The sequence below is a fragment of the Enterobacter sp. WP_7_1 genome (assembly GCF_003688535.1).
GTDB classification, from domain to species: domain Bacteria; phylum Pseudomonadota; class Gammaproteobacteria; order Enterobacterales; family Enterobacteriaceae; genus Enterobacter; species Enterobacter asburiae.
Map to the genome: position 1 here is coordinate 1,285,070 of NZ_REFK01000001.1, position 17,642 is coordinate 1,302,711.

The 17,642-nt window shown below is 56.8% G+C and carries 22 protein-coding genes; 18 read left to right on the forward strand and 4 right to left on the reverse strand.

Annotated features, from left to right (window positions below; genetic code table 11):
- Nucleotides 1-60: 60 nt before the first annotated feature.
- The 14 genes from paaA (at nt 61) to BJ885_RS06420 (ending at nt 11,677) form a co-directional block, all read left to right on the forward strand.
- Nucleotides 61-990 (forward strand): 1,2-phenylacetyl-CoA epoxidase subunit PaaA, encoded by a 930-nt coding sequence (gene paaA, locus BJ885_RS06355; protein ID WP_259467191.1) that lies wholly within the window; start codon nt 61-63, stop codon nt 988-990.
- An 11-nt stretch (nt 991-1,001) separates the two neighbouring features.
- Nucleotides 1,002-1,289, forward strand: coding sequence for a 1,2-phenylacetyl-CoA epoxidase subunit PaaB (paaB, locus tag BJ885_RS06360; protein WP_003857353.1), 288 nt, complete (start codon nt 1,002-1,004; stop codon nt 1,287-1,289).
- A gap of 8 nt (nt 1,290-1,297) precedes the next feature.
- On the forward strand, nt 1,298-2,044 hold the full coding sequence (gene paaC, locus BJ885_RS06365) for a 1,2-phenylacetyl-CoA epoxidase subunit PaaC (protein ID WP_121931418.1): 747 nt from the start codon (nt 1,298-1,300) through the stop codon (nt 2,042-2,044).
- 11 nt (nt 2,045-2,055) lie between these two features.
- A complete protein-coding gene (gene paaD, locus BJ885_RS06370) occupies nt 2,056-2,553 on the forward strand; it encodes a 1,2-phenylacetyl-CoA epoxidase subunit PaaD (RefSeq protein ID WP_121931419.1) in 498 nt (165 codons plus the stop codon).
- 7 nt (nt 2,554-2,560) lie between these two features.
- Nucleotides 2,561-3,631 carry a 1,2-phenylacetyl-CoA epoxidase subunit PaaE gene (gene paaE, locus BJ885_RS06375; protein ID WP_121931420.1) on the forward strand — a complete coding sequence of 357 codons (1,071 nt, stop codon included), beginning with the start codon at nt 2,561-2,563 and terminating at the stop codon, nt 3,629-3,631.
- Nucleotides 3,628-4,395: a 2,3-dehydroadipyl-CoA hydratase PaaF gene (gene paaF / locus BJ885_RS06380; RefSeq protein ID WP_121931421.1), complete on the forward strand. Its 768-nt coding sequence runs from the start codon at nt 3,628-3,630 to the stop codon at nt 4,393-4,395. The genes paaE and paaF overlap by 4 nt, the downstream gene beginning before the upstream one ends.
- Nucleotides 4,395-5,183 carry a 2-(1,2-epoxy-1,2-dihydrophenyl)acetyl-CoA isomerase PaaG gene (paaG, locus tag BJ885_RS06385; protein WP_121931422.1) on the forward strand — a complete coding sequence of 263 codons (789 nt, stop codon included), beginning with the start codon at nt 4,395-4,397 and terminating at the stop codon, nt 5,181-5,183. The genes paaF and paaG overlap by 1 nt, the downstream gene beginning before the upstream one ends.
- A gap of 1 nt (nt 5,184) precedes the next feature.
- The gene (gene paaH, locus BJ885_RS06390; protein WP_121931423.1) at nt 5,185-6,609 is read left to right on the forward strand and encodes a 3-hydroxyacyl-CoA dehydrogenase PaaH; all 1,425 of its coding nucleotides are present in this window, start codon (nt 5,185-5,187) and stop codon (nt 6,607-6,609) included.
- On the forward strand, nt 6,599-7,021 hold the full coding sequence (paaI, locus tag BJ885_RS06395) for a hydroxyphenylacetyl-CoA thioesterase PaaI (RefSeq protein ID WP_121931424.1): 423 nt from the start codon (nt 6,599-6,601) through the stop codon (nt 7,019-7,021). The genes paaH and paaI overlap by 11 nt, the downstream gene beginning before the upstream one ends.
- Nucleotides 7,021-8,226, forward strand: coding sequence for a 3-oxoadipyl-CoA thiolase (gene pcaF / locus BJ885_RS06400; RefSeq protein WP_121931425.1), 1,206 nt, complete (start codon nt 7,021-7,023; stop codon nt 8,224-8,226). The genes paaI and pcaF overlap by 1 nt, the downstream gene beginning before the upstream one ends.
- Nucleotides 8,227-8,253: 27 nt before the next feature.
- A complete protein-coding gene (gene paaK, locus BJ885_RS06405) occupies nt 8,254-9,570 on the forward strand; it encodes a phenylacetate--CoA ligase PaaK (protein ID WP_047647866.1) in 1,317 nt (438 codons plus the stop codon).
- Nucleotides 9,571-9,691: 121 nt separating this feature from the next.
- Nucleotides 9,692-10,627: a phenylacetic acid degradation operon negative regulatory protein PaaX gene (gene paaX, locus BJ885_RS06410; RefSeq protein ID WP_021241337.1), complete on the forward strand. Its 936-nt coding sequence runs from the start codon at nt 9,692-9,694 to the stop codon at nt 10,625-10,627.
- A gap of 9 nt (nt 10,628-10,636) precedes the next feature.
- On the forward strand, nt 10,637-11,233 hold the full coding sequence (gene paaY, locus BJ885_RS06415) for a phenylacetic acid degradation protein PaaY (protein ID WP_023619119.1): 597 nt from the start codon (nt 10,637-10,639) through the stop codon (nt 11,231-11,233).
- 87 nt (nt 11,234-11,320) lie between these two features.
- Nucleotides 11,321-11,677 carry a DUF4440 domain-containing protein gene (locus BJ885_RS06420; RefSeq protein WP_121931426.1) on the forward strand — a complete coding sequence of 119 codons (357 nt, stop codon included), beginning with the start codon at nt 11,321-11,323 and terminating at the stop codon, nt 11,675-11,677.
- A gap of 30 nt (nt 11,678-11,707) precedes the next feature.
- Here the strand turns inward: BJ885_RS06420 and BJ885_RS06425 are convergent, their stop codons facing one another.
- The gene (locus BJ885_RS06425; protein WP_121931427.1) at nt 11,708-12,181 is read right to left on the reverse strand and encodes a hypothetical protein; all 474 of its coding nucleotides are present in this window, start codon (nt 12,179-12,181) and stop codon (nt 11,708-11,710) included.
- Nucleotides 12,182-12,395: 214 nt separating this feature from the next.
- On the opposite strand from BJ885_RS06425, the gene BJ885_RS06430 reads away from it, so the two are divergent.
- The gene (locus BJ885_RS06430) at nt 12,396-13,139 is read left to right on the forward strand and encodes an SDR family oxidoreductase (RefSeq protein ID WP_121931428.1); all 744 of its coding nucleotides are present in this window, start codon (nt 12,396-12,398) and stop codon (nt 13,137-13,139) included.
- Nucleotides 13,140-13,161: 22 nt separating this feature from the next.
- Here the strand turns inward: BJ885_RS06430 and BJ885_RS06435 are convergent, their stop codons facing one another.
- A complete protein-coding gene (locus BJ885_RS06435; RefSeq protein ID WP_121931429.1) occupies nt 13,162-14,394 on the reverse strand; it encodes a serine hydrolase in 1,233 nt (410 codons plus the stop codon).
- 172 nt (nt 14,395-14,566) lie between these two features.
- Here BJ885_RS06435 and BJ885_RS06440 point away from each other — a divergent pair, with 172 nt between their 5' ends.
- Complete coding sequence (locus BJ885_RS06440; protein WP_121931430.1) at nt 14,567-15,055, forward strand: DinB family protein; 489 nt, start codon at nt 14,567-14,569, stop codon at nt 15,053-15,055.
- Between the two features lies 1 nt (nt 15,056).
- Nucleotides 15,057-15,539 carry a glutathione peroxidase gene (locus BJ885_RS06445; protein ID WP_121931431.1) on the forward strand — a complete coding sequence of 161 codons (483 nt, stop codon included), beginning with the start codon at nt 15,057-15,059 and terminating at the stop codon, nt 15,537-15,539.
- 165 nt (nt 15,540-15,704) lie between these two features.
- Here BJ885_RS06445 and BJ885_RS06450 read toward each other — a convergent pair whose 3' ends face one another.
- The gene (locus BJ885_RS06450; protein ID WP_029741878.1) at nt 15,705-16,211 is read right to left on the reverse strand and encodes an ATP-binding protein; all 507 of its coding nucleotides are present in this window, start codon (nt 16,209-16,211) and stop codon (nt 15,705-15,707) included.
- Nucleotides 16,212-16,540: 329 nt separating this feature from the next.
- Between BJ885_RS06450 and BJ885_RS06455 the strand changes: the two genes are divergently transcribed.
- Nucleotides 16,541-17,026 (forward strand): N-acetyltransferase, encoded by a 486-nt coding sequence (locus BJ885_RS06455; protein WP_121931432.1) that lies wholly within the window; start codon nt 16,541-16,543, stop codon nt 17,024-17,026.
- Between the two features lie 107 nt (nt 17,027-17,133).
- Here the strand turns inward: BJ885_RS06455 and BJ885_RS06460 are convergent, their stop codons facing one another.
- Nucleotides 17,134-17,571 (reverse strand): VOC family protein, encoded by a 438-nt coding sequence (locus tag BJ885_RS06460; RefSeq protein ID WP_121931433.1) that lies wholly within the window; start codon nt 17,569-17,571, stop codon nt 17,134-17,136.
- Between the last annotated feature and the right edge of the window lie 71 nt (nt 17,572-17,642).

Genomic DNA, 17,642 nt, shown 5'->3' on the forward strand with positions numbered 1-17,642 from the left:
AACAAAGTGATTCAACATTACGCTTTAGTTTGCAAACTAACGAATCATAAAGGTGATGACGTGACGCAAGAACAACGGTTTGAGCAGCGCATAGCGCAGGAGACGGCGATTGAGCCTCAGGACTGGATGCCTGACGCCTACCGTAAAACGTTGATCCGTCAGATTGGTCAGCATGCGCACTCCGAAATTGTCGGCATGCTGCCGGAGGGGAACTGGATCGCCCGCGCGCCGACGCTGCGCCGAAAAGCGATCCTGCTGGCGAAAGTGCAGGACGAAGCCGGGCACGGGCTCTACCTCTACAGCGCGGCGGAAACGCTGGGCTGCGCGCGGGAAGACATCTACCAGAAGATGCTCGACGGCAGGATGAAATACTCCTCCATCTTCAACTATCCGACCCTGAGCTGGGCCGATATCGGCGTGATCGGCTGGCTGGTGGACGGCGCCGCTATCGTCAACCAGGTGGCGCTGTGCCGGACCTCCTACGGTCCGTATGCCCGGGCGATGGTGAAAATCTGTAAAGAAGAGAGCTTCCACCAGCGCCAGGGCTTTGAGGCCTGCATGGCGCTGGCGCAGGGCAGCGAGGCCCAGCGCCAGATGCTGCAGGACGCCATCAACCGCTTCTGGTGGCCCGCGCTGATGATGTTCGGGCCGAACGACGACAACTCGCCGAACAGCGCCCGCAGCCTGGCCTGGAAAATCAAACGCTTCGGCAATGACGAACTTCGCCAGCGCTTTGTCGACAACACGGTGCCGCAGGTGGAGATGCTGGGCATGACGGTGCCGGATCCCGACCTGCGTTTGGACGAAGAGAGCGGTCACTACCGCTTCGGCGAGATCGACTGGCAGGAGTTTGACGAGGTCATTAACGGGCGCGGCATATGCAATCACGAGCGCCTGGCCGCGAAACGAAAAGCCTGGGAAGAGGGGGCGTGGGTGCGCGAAGCCGCACTGGCGCACGCGGAAAAACAACACGCCCGCAAAGTGGCTTAAGAGGAATCACGATGAGCAATGTCTACTGGCCGCTGTACGAAGTGTTCGTACGCAGCAAACAAGGGTTATCCCACCGTCACGTGGGCAGTCTGCATGCCGCCGACGATCGCATGGCGCTTGAAAATGCGCGCGACGCCTACACCCGCCGCAGCGAAGGGTGTTCTATCTGGGTGGTAAAGGCGAGCGAAATTGTCGCCTCCCAGCCGGAAGAGAGCGGTGAGTTCTTCGACCCGGCGGAAAGCAAGGTTTACCGCCACCCGACGTTCTACACCATCCCTGACGGCATCGAGCATATGTGAGGCAAAGAATGAATTCAGTGACTGCCTATGCCCTGCGTCTGGGCGACAACGGTCTGGTGCTCTCCCAGCGTCTCGGCGCCTGGTGCGGCCACGCGCCGGAGCTGGAAATTGACCTCGCGCTCGCCAATATCGGTCTCGACCTGCTGGGCCAGGCGCGCAATTTCCTGAGCTATGCCGCGGAGCGGGAAGGCCAGGGCGATGAAGACACGCTGGCGTTTGGCCGCGACGAGCGCCAGTTCCGCAACGTGCTGCTGGTCGAGCAGCCGAACGGCAGCTTCGCCGACACCATTGCCCGCCAGTACCTGATGGATGCCTGGAACGTGGCGTTGTACGAACGCCTGACCCAAAGCAGCGACGGCCAGCTTGCGGCCATAGCCGCCAAAGCGATTAAAGAGGCGCGCTACCACCTGCGCTTCAGCCGCGGCTGGCTGGTGCGTCTGGGCGACGGGACCGAAACGTCCGCGCAAAAAATGCAGCAGGCTATCGACAGCCTGTGGCGTTTTACGGCGGAGCTGTTTGAAGCCGATGAGGTCGAGCTGGCGCTGATTGATTCCGGCGTGGCGGTTGACCCGCGCCTCCTGCGCCAGCCGTGGGAAAGCGAAGTCTATGCCGGTCTGAATGAAGCCTGCCTGCAGGTGCCCGCAGAGGTGGCGTACCGCACCGGGGGCAAGAGGGGGCTGCATACCGAACATCTGGGCCCGATGCTGGCGGAGATGCAGTATCTCCAGCGCGCGTACCCCGGCCAGCAGTGGTAAAGGAGAACGCTATGCAACGCCTCGTCGACATCGCGCCCGCGCAAATCCCGCAGATCTGGTCGCTGTTAAGCCAGATCCCCGATCCGGAAGTGCCGGTGTTAACCATCACCGATTTAGGCATGGTGCGCAGCGTGAAGGCGCAGGGGGAAGGCTGGGTCATTGGCTTCACGCCAACCTACTCGGGCTGCCCGGCAACGGAACACCTGCTGGGGGCGATCCGCGATGCGATGACCGCTCACGGCTTTACCCCGGTGCACATTGTGCTCCAGCTTGATCCCGCATGGACCACCGACTGGATGACCGCCGACGCGCGCGAGCGCCTGCGGGCGTACGGCATCAGTCCACCCGTGGGGCATAGCTGTCACGCGCACGCGTCTTTGGAGGTAACCTGCCCGCGCTGCGCCAGCACCGATACCTCGCTTATCAGTGAATTTGGTTCGACGGCCTGCAAGGCGCTCTACCGCTGCAATACCTGCCGCGAGCCCTTCGACTATTTCAAATGTATTTGAGGCTGCCATGACAACGTTTCATTCATTAACAGTGGCAAAAGTGGAACCCGAAACCCGCGACGCGGTGACCATCACCTTCTCGGTGCCGCAGGCGCTGCAGGACGCCTACCGCTTCCGCCCCGGCCAGCACCTGACGTTAAAAACGAAGCTTGACGGTGACGAGCTGCGCCGCTGCTACTCCATCTGCCGGAGTACCGCCCCGGGCGAAATCAGCGTGGCGGTCAAAGCCATCGACGGCGGGCGCTTTTCCCGCTATGCGCGGGATGAGATCAAAGCGGGTATGGCCCTGGAGGTAATGGTTCCTCAGGGGCAGTTTGGCTACCAGCCGCGGGCTGAACGTGAAGGCCACTATCTGGCGATTGCGGCAGGCTCCGGGATCACCCCGATGCTGGCGATTATCTCCGCTACGCTGGCAACCGAACCCAACAGCCAGTTCACCCTGATCTACGGCAACCGCAGCAGCCAGAGCATGATGTTCCGCCAGGCGCTGGCGGACCTGAAGGACAAGTACACGCAGCGGCTGCAGCTGGTCTCTATCTTCAGCCAGGAGCGGCTGGACAGCGATCTGCTCTTTGGCCGCATTGACGGAGAAAAGCTGCAGGCGCTGGCGAAAACCCTGATTAACTTCCGCCAGTACGACGAGGCGTTTATCTGCGGCCCGTCGGCGATGATGGACGATGCCGAAGCCGCGCTGAAAGCGCTGGGGATGCCAGACAAAGCGATTCACCTCGAGCGCTTTAACACCCCGGGAACCACCGCTAAACGCGCGGTGCACGTACAGGCGGAAGGGCAGAAAGTGACCGTGCGCCAGGACGGGCGCGACCGTGAAATCACCCTGACGGCGGACGACGAAAGCATCCTGGACGCCGCCCTGCGTCAGGGGGCGGATCTCCCGTATGCCTGCAAGGGCGGCGTGTGCGCCACCTGTAAATGCAAAGTGCTGCGCGGGAAGGTGGATATGGCGACCAACTACAGCCTGGAGCCGGACGAGCTGGCCGCCGGGTACGTGCTGAGCTGCCAGTCGCTGCCGTTAACCGCCGACGTGATTGTCGACTTCGACGCGAAGGGGATGGCATGAGCGAACTGAATGTTACCCGTCATGGCCGCGTGCTGCAGCTGACGCTCAACCGTCCGGCGGCGCGCAACGCCCTCAGCAATGTGCTGTTGACGCAGCTTGCGGAACAGCTTGAGGCCGCCGCCGTGGATGCTGACATTGCCGCCTGCGTGATTTACGGCAGCGAGCGCTGCTTTGCCGCCGGGGCCGATCTCAACGAAATGGCGGAGAAAGACCTGCCCGCTACCCTGAATGATATCCGCCCGCAGCTGTGGGCGCGCATTAACGCGTTCAGCAAACCGCTGATCGCCGCCGTGAACGGCTTCGCGCTGGGCGCAGGCTGCGAGCTGGCGCTGCTGTGCGACGTTGTCATTGCTGGCGATAACGCCCGTTTCGGCCTGCCGGAAATCACGCTGGGCATTATGCCCGGCGCGGGCGGCACCCAGCGTCTAATCCGCAGCGTCGGTAAATCCCTTGCCAGCAAAATGGTGCTGACCGGCGAGAGTATTTCCGCGCAGCAGGCGCTGAGCGCGGGGCTGGTCAGCGACGTTTTCCCGGCAGCGCTGACGCTGGAGTATGCCCTGAAGCAGGCGGCGCTGATGGCGCGCCACTCTCCGCTGGCTCTGCAGGCGGCGAAACAGGCGCTGCGCCAGTCTCAGGAGGTACCGCTCCAGGCCGGGCTCGCGCAGGAGCGCCAGCTGTTTACGCTGCTTTCTGCCACCGAAGACCGCCGGGAAGGCATCGACGCCTTCTTACAAAAACGCACCCCCGACTTTAAAGGACGCTAATTGTGGAATTTATTCTCAGTCATGTTGAGCAGGGCGTAATGACCATTACGCTGAACCGTCCGGAGCGTCTGAACAGCTTTAACGACGTGATGCACCAGCAGCTTGCCGAGTGCCTGAAGCTGGCCGAGCGGGATGACACCGTTCGCTGTCTGCTGATCACCGGGGCAGGACGCGGCTTTTGCGCCGGTCAGGATCTGAACGACCGCAACGTCGACCCCAACGGCCCGGCGCCGGATCTGGGGATGTCCGTTGAAACTTTCTATAACCCGCTGGTGCGCCGCCTGGCAAAGCTGTCGAAACCGGTCATTTGCGCGGTTAACGGCGTGGCCGCGGGGGCGGGTGCGACGCTGGCATTAGGCTGCGACATGGTCATTGCCGCGCGTTCGGCCAACTTCGTGATGGCCTTCAGCAAGCTCGGCCTGGTGCCGGACTGCGGCGGCACCTGGCTGCTGCCGCGCGTGGCCGGACGCGCCCGCGCCATGGGGCTGGCGCTGCTCGGCGACAAACTCAGCGCCGAACAGGCGCAGGCGTGGGGGATGATCTGGCAGGTGGTGGATGACGAACAGCTCTCCACCACGGCGCAGCAGATGGCGCTGCATTTTGCCTCTCAACCGACCTTCGGGCTGGGGCTGATCAAGCAGGCTATCAACGCCGCGGAAACCAATACTCTGGACGCCCAGCTCGATCTGGAGCGCGACTATCAGCGCCTGGCCGGACGCAGCGACGATTACCGCGAGGGCGTCAGCGCCTTCCTGGCGAAGCGCGCGCCGAACTTTACGGGGAAATAAGATGCTGAACATACGCACTGTCGCCGTGATTGGCAGCGGCACGATGGGCGCAGGGATTGCCGAAGTCGCCGCCAGCCATGGTCATCAGGTTCTGATCTACGACATCTCCAGCGACGCGATATCGCGCGCCATCGACGGGATCCGTCAGCGTCTTGCCTCCCGGGTGACGCGCGGAAAACTCTCCGCCGATGCCGGGAGCCAGATCCTCGCCCGGCTGGTTCCGGTCACGGATATCGAGGCGCTCTCCGCGGCCGATCTGGTCATTGAAGCGGCCTCCGAGCGTCTGGAGGTGAAAAAGGCGCTGTTTGCACAGCTGGCTGAGATCTGCCCGCCGCAGACGGTGCTGACCAGTAATACCTCATCCATCTCCGTTACGGCGATTGCGGCGGACGTCCACCACCCGGAGCGGGTCGCAGGGCTGCACTTCTTTAACCCGGCGCCGGTGATGAAGCTTGTAGAGGTGGTCAGCGGGCTGGCGACCTCTCCGGAAGTGGCCGACGCGCTGTGCGAGCTGGCGCTGAACTGGGGCAAACAGCCCGTTCGCTGCCAGTCAACGCCGGGGTTCATCGTCAACCGCGTCGCCCGTCCGTTCTATTCCGAAGCCTGGCGCGCGCTGGAAGAGCAGGTCGCGCCGCCGGAGGTGATTGATGCCGCCCTGCGCGAAGGCGGCGGTTTCCCGATGGGGCCGCTGGAGCTGACCGACATGATTGGTCAGGACGTGAACTTCGCGGTGACCTGCTCGGTATTTAACGCCTTCTGGCAGGAGCGTCGTTTTCTGCCTTCGCTGGTGCAGCAGGAGCTGGTGCTGGCAGGAAGGCTGGGCAAAAAGAGCGGGAAGGGCGTCTACGACTGGCAGGGTGACAAACCCGATGTGCGGTGGGTGCCTGCCGTGAACGACAGCTACAGCCCGATGCGCGTGGAAAAGAGACGTGACGGCGTCACCGAAATTGATGATGTATATCTGATTGAAACGCAGGGAGAAACCGCTCAGGCGCTGGCGCTGCGGCTCAACGGCGCTGTGGTGGTAGTGGACCGCATTGAGCGCGATGTGGCGGTGATTGCAGCGGCCGCCAGCAACCCGCACACCGCGACGCAAAAGGTCATCCGCTACCTGCAGCAGCAGGGTAACCGGGTGGTGCAGATTGCCGATTATCCCGGCCTGCTGGTCTGGCGCACGCTGGCGATGATTGCCAACGAAGCGCTGGATGCCCTGCAAAAAGGGGTCGCCAGCGAGAAGGACATCGACACCGCCATGCGCCTGGGCGTGAACTACCCGAGCGGGCCGATCGCCTGGGGCGAGCGACTGGGCTGGCAGCGGCTGCTGACGCTGCTGGAGAACCTGCAGCGTCATTACGGCGAAGAGCGCTATCGCCCCTGTTCACTGCTGCGCCAGCGTGCGCTTCTGGAGAGTAGCTATGAGTCATAACGCCTGGCATAACGCCCGCGCGATGTACGAACGGGACGCCTGCGCGCAGGCGATGGGGATGGACATTGTCGACATGGATGAAGGCTACGCGGTGGTGACCATGACCATCACTCCGCAGATGCTTAACGGCCACAAAACCTGCCACGGCGGACAGCTTTTTTCGCTGGCAGACACCGCCTTTGCCTACGCCTGTAACAGCCAGGGGCTGGCGGCGGTAGCCTCTGGCTGCTCGATTGATTTTCTGCGTCCGGGCTTTGCCGGGGACACGCTCACCGCCACCGCGCGGGTGATGCACCAGGGCAGGCTGACCGGCGTGTACGACATTGAAATCCAGAATCAACAACAGAAAACCGTCGCCCTTTTTCGCGGGAAATCTCACCGCATCGGCGGCAGCGTGACAGGAGAGGCCTGATGCGTGACGCATTTATTTGTGATGGCGTTCGAACCCCGGTGGGGCGCTACGGCGGCTCGCTTGCCGCAGTCCGAACCGACGATCTCGGTGCCGTGCCGCTGCGCGCGCTGCTGGCCCGCTATCCCCAGCTCGACCTCGAGCGGATCGACGACGTGATTTTCGGCTGCGCCAACCAGGCGGGGGAAGATAACCGCAACGTAGCGCGCATGTCGTCCCTGCTCGCCGGGCTGCCGCAGACGGTGTCCGGAACCACCATTAACCGCCTGTGCGGGTCGGGGCTGGACGCGATTGGGTTTGCTGCGCGCGCCATTAAGGCGGGCGATGGCGACCTGCTGATCGCGGGCGGCGTGGAGTCCATGTCCCGCGCGCCGTTTGTGATGGGCAAAGCCACCGCCGCGTTTCAGCGTCAGGCGGAAATCTTTGATACCACCATCGGCTGGCGATTTGTGAATCCGCTCATGCATCAGCAATTCGGAACTGACAGTATGCCGGAAACGGCAGAGAATGTAGCTGAATTGTTAAATATCAGCCGTGCCGATCAGGACGCGTTCGCGCTGCGCAGCCAGCAGCGTACCGCGCAGGCGCAGCAGAACGGCATTCTGGCGCAGGAGATTGTGCCAGTGCTGGTGCCGGTCAAAAAAGGGACGGTCACTGAGTTCTGCGTGGATGAACATCCGCGCGCGGACACCACGCTCGAGCAGCTTGCCGGTCTGAAAACGCCGTTTCGTAAGAACGGGATGGTTACGGCGGGAAATGCCTCTGGGGTCAACGACGGCGCTGCGGCGCTGATAGTCGCCAGCGAGAAGATGGCGCTGGCGCAGGGGCTAGTCCCGCGCACGCGGATCGTGGCGATGGCGACGGCAGGCGTGGAGCCTCGTCTGATGGGGCTTGGCCCGGTTCCCGCCACCCGTAAGGTGCTGGAGCGCGCCGGACTCAGTATTAATGATATGGACGTGATCGAGCTTAACGAAGCTTTCGCCTCGCAGGCGCTGGGCGTGCTGCGTCAGCTGGGCCTGCCGGATGATGCCGCGCACGTCAACCCGAACGGTGGCGCGATTGCACTGGGCCACCCGCTGGGAATGAGCGGTGCCAGACTGGCGCTGGCCGCGAGCAACGAACTGCACCGACGCGGCGGGCGCTACGCGCTGTGTACGATGTGCATCGGTGTGGGTCAGGGCATTGCCATGATCCTTGAGCGTGTTTGAGCATAAAAACAATGTGAGTACCCTACAATGACAAATACAACAAAGCTTGATCCGATTGAAACGGCCTCCCTTGACGAGTTACAGGCGCTGCAGACCGAGCGTCTGAAATGGACGCTGCATCACGCCTACAACAACGTGCCGATGTACAAACGCAAGTTTGACGCCGCGGGCGTTCACCCTGACGATTTCAAAGAGCTGGCGGATATCCGCAAATTCCCGTGCACCACCAAGCAGGACCTGCGGGATAACTATCCGTTCGATACCTTTGCCGTGCCGATGGAGCAGGTGGTGCGTATTCACGCGTCATCCGGCACCACCGGCAAACCGACCGTTGTCGGCTATACGCAGGGCGACATCGACAACTGGGCCAATCTGGTGGCCCGCTCCCTGCGCGCGGCGGGCGGCAGCGCGAAGGACAAAATTCACGTGGCGTATGGCTATGGCCTGTTTACCGGCGGGCTGGGCGCGCACTACGGTGCCGAGCGTTTAGGCGCGACGGTGATCCCGATGTCCGGCGGCCAGACGGAGAAACAGGCGCAGCTGATCCGTGATTTCCAGCCGGATATGATCATGGTAACGCCGTCCTACTGCCTCAACCTGATTGAGGAGCTGGAGCGCCAGATGGGCGGTGATGCCAGCGGCTGTTCCCTGCGCGTGGGCGTCTTCGGCGCCGAGCCTTGGACGCAGGCCATGCGTCGCGAAATTGAAAAACGCTTAGGCATTACCGCGCTGGATATCTATGGTCTTTCCGAAGTGATGGGGCCGGGCGTGGCGATGGAGTGTATCGAAACCGTCGACGGCCCGACCATCTGGGAAGATCACTTCTACCCGGAGATCGTTAACCCGAACGACGGCACGCCGCTGGATGACGGGCAGCAGGGCGAACTGCTGTTCACCACGCTGACCAAAGAGGCGCTGCCGGTGATCCGCTACCGCACCCGCGACCTAACGCGCCTGCTTCCGGCAACCGCGCGCAGCATGCGTCGTATGGACCGGATCAGCGGGCGCAGTGACGACATGCTGATCATCCGCGGCGTCAACGTCTTCCCGTCGCAGCTGGAAGAGGAGATCGTGAAGTTCGAACACCTTTCTCCGCACTACCAGCTGGAGGTGAACCGTCGCGGGCATCTTGATTCACTTTCCGTGAAGGTGGAGCTGAAAGAGAGCAGCTTAACCCTGACGCACGAGCAGCGCTGTCAGGTGTGCCACCAGCTGCGCCACCGCATTAAGTCGATGGTGGGGATTTCCACCGACGTGACGATCGTGAACTGCGGCAGCATCCCGCGCTCCGAGGGGAAAGCCTGCCGGGTGTTTGACCTGCGTAAAGTCGCGGCCAACGGTTGAGTTTCCCTCACCCCAGCCCTCTCCCAAAGGGAGAGGGTGTAAAAAGTACCCTCTCCCTTTGGGAGAGGGTACACCCCAGAATCCTATGCTATGATTCATCCAGGACAAAAATAACAACAGAATGAATCACATGAATAAACTCGACGCCTTTATCCAGCACGCGGTCAGCTCCGTTCCCGTCAGCGGGACCTCGCTTATCTCCTCGTTATACGGTGACGCGCTTTCCCATCGCGGCGGTGAGATTTGGCTCGGCAGCCTGGCCGCCCTGCTGGAAGGCATGGGGTTTGGCGAGCGCTTCGTGCGCACCGCGCTGTTTCGCCTCAACAAAGAGGGCTGGCTGGACGTTTCCCGCATCGGGCGTCGCAGCTTTTACCGCCTGAGCGATAAGGGGCTTCGCCTGACGCGTCGCGCGGAGAATAAGATTTACCGCGCGGAACTGCCCGCCTGGGACGGCAAATGGCTGTTGCTGCTCTCCGAAGGTCTGGATAAAACCACCCTTGCCGACGTCAAAAAACAGCTGATCTGGCAGGGGTTTGGCACGCTGGCGCCGAGCCTGATGGCCTCGCCGTCGCAGCATCTGGCGGACGTACAGTCTCTGCTTCACGATGCTGGCGTGGCGGAAAACGTGATTTTCTTTGAAGCCCACTCGCCGCTGGCGCTCTCCCGCGCCGCGCTGCGTTCGCGGGTGGAAGAGTGCTGGCAGTTAACCGAGCAAAACGCGATGTACGAGTCCTTTATCAACTCGTTCCGGCCGCTGCTGCCGCTGCTGAAAGAGGCTGCGCCGGAGGAGCTGACGCCGGAACGCTGTTTCCAGATCCAGCTGCTGCTGATTCACTTTTATCGTCGCGTGGTGCTGAAAGACCCGCTGCTGCCGGAAGAGTTGCTGCCCGCGCACTGGGCGGGACAAAGCGCCCGACAGCTCTGCATAAATATCTACCAGCGTGTCGCGCCGGGGGCGCTGGCGTTTGTCAGCGAGAAGGGCGAAACCTCCGTGGGCGAGCTGCCCGTGCCCGGCACGCTTTACTATCAACGCTTTGGTGGTCTTACAAGCGCATAAGGAGCGAAGATGCCAGTTTATCAAATTGACGGTCTGACGCCGGTCGTGCCGGACGAGAGCTATGTTCACCCGACGGCGGTGCTGATTGGCGACGTGATTCTGGGCAAAGGCGTTTATGTTGGTCCTAACGCCAGCCTGCGCGGTGATTTTGGCCGTATCGTGGTGAAAGACGGCGCCAATATTCAGGATAACTGCGTAATGCACGGCTTCCCGGAGCAGGACACGGTGGTGGAAGAGGACGGGCATATCGGCCACAGCGCCATTCTCCACGGCTGCGTGATCCGCCGCAATGCGCTGGTGGGCATGAACGCGGTGGTAATGGACGGCGCGGTCATCGGTGAAAACAGCATCGTCGGCGCGGCGGCGTTCGTGAAGGCGAAAGCGGAGATGCCCGCCAACCATTTGATCATCGGCAGCCCGGCCAAAGCGATTCGCGAACTCAGCGAGCAGGAGCTGGCGTGGAAGCAGCAGGGCACGCGGGAGTATCAGGTGCTGGTGGAGCGCTGCAAGCTCACTATGCACCAGGTGGAGCCGCTGCGCGAGGCTGAGCCTGACCGAAAACGGCTGACGTTTGATGAGAATTTAAGGCCGAAGTCGGCGGTGTAGGGGGAAGGTCCGCTTCGTGGCAGGAGCGGGCATTGCCTTAGATCGATTATCGTTTTATAAACCTGACATGTAATGAGGACAATCACTATGCTCCTTGAGAAGCTTATTAGACTTGAATGTTCTCTACATGGCGACATGCGAAAAGACAGGGAATGGCTTGAACAAATACTTCATAAAGAATTTAGAGAAATAACACGTACAGGCGTGTTAGTCACTCGTACAGAGACAATAGAATGCCTTTCTGCTGAAATAAATGCGCCAACTATTCTCAGTAGCGATTTTCAACTCATCAGCGTAAGCGATAATTTTGCTATATTACATTACAGGACGTTTAATCCAGATGGCAGTCGTACTTCCCTTCGTTCTTCATGTTGGGAGCGTTTTGATAATGTTCAGTGGAAACTGGTGTTTCATCAAGGGACTCCCGAGTTGAAAGAGAGTTAGATATAAAGTCGAAGTATGGCGCAGAATAAATTATTCATCAAAGTTAAATTCAAGCATAAATAAACCATTATCCGAGTCCAGTAAAATTGATTCCCAACAAGTTGCATACCAAACAGGCGGAATCATATTGACACGGTAAATATGAGGGGTGTGAACAAGTTGATTGAGTAGCTCTAAAAAACCATCCTGTAAAGGTTTTAATTGATCACGCAGTACTTCTGCTCTACCAAAACGGAAAAACCAAGTTTTTATACTATCACTGAACTGACTTTTGCTAATGTTCTCGATTTTGATATGCCAGTAATCTAAGGCCGTATTGGGATAGGTTGCCGCGATATGGTCTTCTATGGATTTTAACAATGAGCCAGTATTTTTAAGGTGGGTGAATGAATAATCAACTTTTGGATAATCGGCCCCATTTAGACTTTCGATGGCACACAGATAACCGTTAATTTTTTCAACGTCAAGTTTTATAAACTCATCGCTCATTCTTTTGTATTGCATAGCGCCATATTCCTTCTGACTCAAGTTTTCCGTGAAGTGCGAGCATTAAAGAAGCTGTTATTATATGTTTTTAATTCTTAAATACAACGCGGAGACAGCTGATGACGTTCAAGCGCTTTTTCCCGCTGTAAATGGCACTAACGGGAAGATGTTACCCGCATCATCATGTTATGAATCCCCGACACAGACTCATCACGACAGAGGACGCAGAGTTATGCTGAGGGGTAAAAGAGCTGTGATCACGGGTGGCGGCGGGGGATTTGGTCAGGCGCTGTGCGTCTGGCTTGCCAGAGAGGGCGTTGAAGTGGATTTTAGCGCCCGTCGGGCGGTGGATATTCAAAAAACCTGCAGCCTCATCGCGGCTGAAGGTGGTGAGGCGAAAGGGTATCTCTGTGATTTAGCCCTGCCGGAATCCATTTCTCAGTTTTCTTCGCAGGTCTTACATTCAGACAGGCCAATCGATATTTTAATTCTGAATGCTGCTCAGTGGTTGTCAGGGACAATAGACGAACATTCGAGCACAGAAATCTTCAATACCGTCAGTTCAGGCCTGACAGGTTCAATCCTGCTCACCCAGGCAATGCTTCCGGGTTTAAGACGCTCAGACAGTGCAGACATCATTGCGATTATATCTGCGTGCGGTATTCCAAACTTTACAGATTCGATTGCCCATCCCGCTTTTTTTGCCAGCAAACACGGGCTCAGCGGTTTTACAACGAAACTGTCAGAACACTTATCCAAAGAAAACATTCGGGTAACCGGGTTATATCCACCTGATTTTGAACTGACCGGTTTAGATGCGCATGTCGATAATCAATCAAGAATGGGGGAGCGTCTGATGAATGGATGGTCAATCTGGGAAACGATTCGTTTCGTACTGACTCAGCCTCGAAGTTGCCATATTAGTACTATCTACTTTCAGGGGCCGACTCGCGAAGATCTTGCGCATCAGGAATGAATCTGACGGCGGGCGTTCACTACTATTGCTGATAAACGCGTTTTGGAATCTCATTAATCGCAAAGCGGCTGCCAGGGCTCTGGCTGTCTTTTTTCGCCATATCCATTAATAGCGCGATGCCAATGTAATTACTCCAGTTAAAGGTATTTTGCAGCACCACCACCGCATTGCCTTTTTCTTTGTCATAGCCGATAAAGCTGGAGTAACCGCCGATATAGCCGACCTGATAGGTGATTTTTTCCAGACCGATAAAGTCGGTGGTCCAGGCAATACCCTGTACCCCGTCGGGACGTTGAATATCGGTATTTCTCACTTCGGCAAAGACACTGTCCAGCAGGGGATTGTGGGTCGTTGAGACGTGATAGCGGGCATAGGTCGCCAGATCTTCGGCGTTGCTGTATAAGCTCGCTGCCGCCACCATGTTGTTGGAAAAATGCCAGTCCGGGGTGAGCTGCCCGCGCGGGATAAATTTCGGCTGATCGCCCGCGTGGCCGAGCGCACGCTGAGGGTATCCTTTTAGCTGCTGGGGAATAAAGCTGCTGTTAGCCATTTGCAGCGGATGGAAAATATAGCGCGAGGCTAAACTCTGAATATCTTCGCCGGTATTGTGTTTAAGGATATAGCCGATCAGGGCGTAGCCGGTATTGGAGTATTGCGGCACTTTATTCTTTGGCGCCCGCCAGTCGGCGAGGTAACGCAGCACGTTATCGCTATCCAGCTCGCTATAGAAATTATCGCCCGTGCTTAAGTAGCTGATGAATTTTCCAAGCATCGGAACATCCATATTCTGACGCGGCAGGCCGGAGGTGTGGGTTACCAGTTCAAGCAGGGTAATTTTTTGTGCATCCGCGCTAAGCGGCGTCCCTGGAGGTAGCAATGTTGCCAGGTTATCGTTCCAGTTCAGTTGCCCTTCATTCACCAGACAAGCCACCACTTCCGCCGTGATCCCTTTGCTGAGCGAGCCGAGCGCAAACAGGGTGTTGGGCCTGACCGGATAGCGATTGACCGCATCGGTTACGCCCCAGGTGTAAAACTGCGGCGAGCCGTGATTATGGATCACCGCGACCGTCATCCCGGGAACGGATTTTTGCGCCATATAGTGACGCACCACGCTGTCAACGTCGCCATCCAGCGAATCATGGGTGAGAAGTTCCTGAGTACCTTCCGGAGAGGACATCTGTGAGAGCGTGCCACAACCGCTGAGGAGTGGGAGAGTAAGCAGAAGCCAGCGAATATTTTTTGTTATGTTCTGCATACCTGATAGCGAGTGTGGTGGTCATTGACGCGCCAGGAATGTATCACACTTAGCCTGCGATGAGGGAATTTTTCGGATGGCCGAATTACCGTCTGTTTGGTGCCGGAAGTGGAAGTGTTACCGGCCTGACAAAGTTGCTGATATGATAAATTTTTGTTAATCCGGAGGGGCAATGGACGCAGGCACGATTGTCACGTTATTCAAATTCAAACGCTGGGCAGATACGGAAACCTTACAGGCAATACAGAGGGTCGATAGCTTAGCAAATGCTGAAAAGCACCATCTGATGCTCAGGCTTATGAACCATATTTATGTTGTGGATATGATTTTCAGAGCAAATATTACTGGTCAAACGCATCAATACACCGCGTTAAATACGCCAGAAACGCCGTCTGCAGACGAGCTTCTGAAAAAGATGAGTGAATGCACTGACTGGTATATTACGCATGCAGGTTCAATGGACATCCCCGGACTTTCCGAAATCATCAAATTCCGTTTCGTCGATGGCGGAAATGGCGAAATGAAAGCGGCGGATATGCTCAACCATGTGTTGTTTCACGGTACCTATCATCGCGGCGCTGTGGGCTGGATGCTTTCAGAAACGGGTGTAACCCCTCCCAGGGATGTGCTAACCGTTTTTCTAAGAGATCATCATCACTAATATGACGAACTTTCATCAACTTATCGCCACCAGCCTGGATGGCCGCCTTATCTCAATGGCCGACTATGCGGGAAAGGTAGTTTTGGTCGTCAATACCGCCAGCCAGTGTGGATTCACGCCGCAATATGCTGGTCTTGAAGCGCTATACAAGAAATACGCCGATCAAGGATTAGTGGTGCTGGGCTTCCCCTGTAACCAGTTCGGCAAACAGGAACCCGGCGGTGCCGACGAAATCTCGAAAACCTGTTACATCAACTACGGCGTGAGTTTCCCAATGTTTGAGAAGGTTGAGGTTAACGGTAGCGCAGCGCACCCGCTGTTTCGTTATCTGAAAAACGAATTGCCAGGCGTGCTGGGAGGGCGGATCAAGTGGAATTTTACTAAGTTTCTGATCGGCCGCGACGGTAAACCACTCAAGCGTTTTGCTCCGATGACGACGCCAGAGAAAATGGAGAGGGCGATTGTGGAGGCTCTGGGGAGGTGAGCGTTTTGGTGAATGGAATTAACCATGAGTCGGGCACTTCCGGAATACCCGATGTCCACTTTGTGCCAGGAGCGGACTTTTAGTTCGCTATAGTACCGTTTATAACCGTATGAGATGGAAAATAATGAAGCCGCCAACTGGCGGCTTTTGTGCAGGAAGGTAAATTTAGCAGTATTCGGTAATATCAAACCCTTCATCAGTCGTTGGCTCTTCGAAATAGCGCGTTATGATGTCAAATTGTTGATCTGAGGCAGAAAATTCATGCACGCCTTCTGCATTACGGGCGCGCAAGCGGGATTTACATACTTCATCAGAAACTTTCAGATAGTGCAGCTGATTACTGGCACCTGACTCCTTAATAATGCTCATCATCCATTCACGATTTTTTTGTGTGTTTGCCGGGAAATCAAGAACTACTGATAAACCAGCTTTGAGTAGTGACACCAGATGAGGCTTCATGGCATTTCTTAGTCTTAATGAATACTGCACATAATCAGATATGGATTGCATTTCATTGGTAAAGAGGGCAGCCAGCCAGCGATCCTCGCTGACAATTACAGTCCCAGGTGATGATCCTAATTTTGCTGACAATGTGGATTTTCCTGATGCAATTTTTCCACATAACAAGTGCAAGACAGGTTTTTCAGGCGTCGTTACTGCATTTGTGTCCATTCTTTACCTCACTGGATTGTTACCGGTAAGGCCCGCCTTACCGGCGGGAAAATGGCGAACGTTATCCCACCTGAGTCAGACAGGTGATAATAATCATTGAATAGGTTAGGACTGAGTGTGTTTTCATCGTCATTCAACTTAACAGGGCCTGAATGCAAAATCAGCAATTATTTCACTTATAAATTGAGTGTCTGCTTCGCGCTCAAAACTGCTTCAGCAACTATGAAACAACTGTGTTATTTAACAATTTGCGGTAGAAACCTTTATTAATATAGCTTTATTGCTTTTGTGTTAATTTAAATTGGTACTATTTGCTTAAGGAGACATGCGTGAACATCACCATCTGCAAACCAGACGAATATACTGATTTGGTTGATATTTTTATCGAGATGGAAAACTATTATAATCAGGATCTTTGCTTGTCCAGGAGTGACATGACCGCATATCTGAGGGATAAGGTCCTTGCAGTCGACTCTCATACTGAAGTTCACAAAGTGGTTTGTGAAGGAGTAATAGCAGCGTTTTCATGCGTCTCAGTGATGTACCCTTCACCACGTTTCAGCGGGCAAATGTTTATCAAAGAGCTTTTTGTTTCAGCACCTTTCAGGAGGGCTGGAGTGGGTAGAAAGCTGATGAGTTTTATAGCCAGTCGGGCTCAAGAGCGGGGATGTTTACAACTCGATTGGTTATCTGTGGCAGCAGACCCATTGGCACAAAAGTTTTATGAGTCTTTCGGTGCTCAGGTTATCAAGAGTGTTAACTATCATCGGGTTTTTGGCACAAAAATAGATGAGCTTGCCCGCAGTGCCGGCTGAAGTACCCAGAAATAGACTCACACCGTTGGTGAAAATAGCATAATGGTACGCCCACTGTTCGCTCAAAGCAGGCGTTTCCCACTACCAGGCTGCTTTCCAAAACCCCATTACCCCCGCAGCCACGGCGTAATGGTCAGCCCGGTAAGCAAGCCTTCCGGGCTGAGCAGGCGAGTGACGGTTTGCCCCCACGGTTCCAAACGGTTAGCTACCAGCAGCCGATAGCCTTTTTCACTCAGAACGCGGGTAGCCGAGTCCAGATCCTGAACCTCATACTCAACCCAGCCCTGCGGTATCGGGTGCTCAACTGGCCACTTTTCCTCTCCAAAACAGGATGCAGCCGCCTGTGCGAGCGGCCAGACGGCGAAATGCTTCACGCCTTCCAGATGGCCCTCCTCAGTGAGCAGATATTCGCTGTTCCCCTCCATCGGCTTCAGCGGAAGGCCGAGTGTCTGAACATAAAACGCGCTGCTGGACTCCGTATCCCGCGAAATGGGCCCGAACCCGGCGACGAACAAGACATCAATTTCTGGTAACGTCTGCGACATATCCACTCCTGAATGAGGTGAAATTCACCCTGAATTTATCTTACGATCGGCGGAAATACGACCCTCAATTC